The following is a 2300-nucleotide window of genomic DNA, read 5'->3' on the forward strand; positions in this document are numbered from 1 at the left end:
ACCCTATATCCATAATCAGAGGTGGCTCACTTCTCGATGGAAAACCCGGCTCAGTTCTGGGTGGAAATCAACACTTGCTCTGCCCTGCCCGCTGAAAAATGGTCTTCCCTGAAGTAGGCTTTCGAGCGCATTGGAGAATGAGCAAATGGCACAGAAGAAGCACAAGCCGGAGGAGATCGTAGCGAAGCTCCGGCAGGTCGACGTGCTGGTGTCGCAAGGCTGATCGGTGGCCGAGGCGGTGCGGTCGATCGGCGTGACGCAGCTCACTGCGGGAGCAATCTAATGCTCTTCTTCGCATGCAAGCCGACATTCCCCAAGTACTGTATTTTACACTGAAGCGAAACTGAACAGTGCCGCGCGCAGATTTTCTACGATCTCTTCTGCCAACACCTCGGGCTTAGGTAGGTTCTCGAAGTCAGTCATTGACGCATCCCGAAGCCAGAAAAGATCGAGGCTTGCCTTGTCCCGTGCCAGGAGTTCTTCCCGATCAAAAGCGCGCCAGCGGCCTTCGGGGCTTTCTTCGCTCCACGTTGGGTTGCGCTCATGGGGGTTCCCGGGATTGTAGCAGGTCACGAAGTCCTCAAGGTGCGCATACGTCAATGGCTTCTGCTTCAACGTATGATGCACGTTCGTCCGATAATCGTAGTACCAGACCTTCGAAGTCTGCGGATCAGCGCTGGCGGCGCGGTTGTCGAAGAAGATCACGTTTGCCTTGACGCCTTGCGCATAAAAGATGCCCGTTGGCAGGCGAAGAATGGTGTGCAGGTCGGTTGTTTGAAGTAGTTTGCGACGGATGATTTCTCCCGCGCCGCCGTCGAACAGAACATTGTCGGGCACGACCACCGCGGCCCGCCCGGTCGTTTTCAGCATGGTCCGAATATGCTGGACGAAATTCAGCTGCTTATTCGACGTGGTTGCCCAAAAATCCTGACGATTGTAGGTCAGGTCATCGGTTTCCTGCTCGCCGTCCGCATTGGTAAAGCTCATCGAGCTTTTCTTCCCGAAGGGCGGGTTTGCCAGGACATAGTCAAAGGTTTCGGGAGGCGGCGAAATCAGTGCGTCGGCGGGTGATATCAATGTATCTCCTGCCATCTCACCGATACCATGGAGGAACATGTTCATTAGGCAGAGGCGCCGCGTCCCTGCGACGATCTCGTTGCCAAAGAAAGTCGAGTGCTTCAGGAAGGCTTTCTGATCCTTGTCGAGCGCATGATTGTTCGGGTCAGTCAGGAATTCGTGGGCGGAAAGGAAGAACCCCCCGGTGCCACAAGCCGGATCGGCAATGGTCTTGCCAGGCTCGGGGCGGACGCATTCGATCATTGCGCGGATCAATGCGCGCGGCGTAAAGTACTGGCCAGCGCCCGATTTCGTATCCTCGGCGTTGCGCTCCAACAGCCCCTCATAGATATCGCCTTTGACGTCCGCACCCAGCTTGACCCACCTGGTGCCATCCACCATGTCAATCAGGCGGAACAGTTTGGCGGGGTCGGCGATCTTGTTCTGCGCCTTCGTAAAAATCTGCCCAAGCATGCCTTTCTGCTTGCCCAGTTTGCGCAGCAGCATGATGTAATGCGCTTCCAGTTCCGCTCCCCGGCGCGAGGTCAGGCTGGTCCAGTCGAACCCTGTGGGGATGCCCACGTCGCGGCTGTAGGGGGGCTTGGCATACTCGTCCGCCATCTTGAGGAAGATGAGGTAAGTCAGTTGCTCCAAGTAGTCGCCATAGCCAACGCCGTCGTCCCGCAGCGTTGTGCAGAAACTCCAGACTTTGGAGACGATGGGGGCGGTGCTCATGTTACCCTCGCTTGGCTAGTTTGAGTTGCTGCGATTTAAATGATGCTGGGAATTGGCACCCCGTGGGGGCCGCACATGCGTTATACTTCGACATGAATATCCACTCCCCACGTTAGTTCACACGCTTCTGCTGCGACCCGGATTAGGCGCATCACATCCCGTCGGCTATAGTTGGTTCCAACAAACCACCCCGGCAAAAATTCACGCGAAAAAACGACTAGATCTGGTCGCCCGGGATATAGCTCCTCTGCGGTTCGGGCGATCAGCGGACGAACTCGGCCCTTCACTCCAGAAACAGCGTTGAGGCGATCCGGGCTTCCAGTGGTCATCCTTCGCAAGGTCTCCTCCAGAGCATCTGCTCCAGTACTTGCCGAGATATTTTGGTTTTCCAGCCTGATATGCCAATGAGCTGAATTTAAGGGCGTTTGATCCGGGAAGGGCTCTGTTGCACAAATCGCGTCAGGGATTCATCTCGTGAATCCAGCGTGGTAGCTGTGATGCATGAGCAG

1 protein-coding gene is annotated in these 2300 nt (G+C 56.0%); it reads right to left on the bottom strand.

Going from position 1 to position 2300, the window contains the following annotated elements; all coding sequences use genetic code 11:
* Window positions 1–327 precede the first annotated feature (327 nt).
* Window positions 328–1791: a class I SAM-dependent DNA methyltransferase gene (locus tag FHD68_RS18340; RefSeq protein WP_127898050.1), complete on the bottom strand. Its 1464-nt coding sequence runs from the start codon at window positions 1789–1791 to the stop codon at window positions 328–330.
* Window positions 1792–2300 lie beyond the last annotated feature (509 nt).

Origin of the sequence: Paracoccus marcusii, assembly GCF_006151785.1 — a bacterium.
In the GTDB taxonomy this organism is placed as follows: domain Bacteria; phylum Pseudomonadota; class Alphaproteobacteria; order Rhodobacterales; family Rhodobacteraceae; genus Paracoccus; species Paracoccus marcusii.

What these genes read in the sequence shown, in the direction of transcription:
- FHD68_RS18340 (WP_127898050.1), bottom strand. Translation starts at nt 1,791, where the DNA reads ATGAGCACCGCCCCCATCGTCTCCAAAGTCTGGAGTTTCTGCACAACG.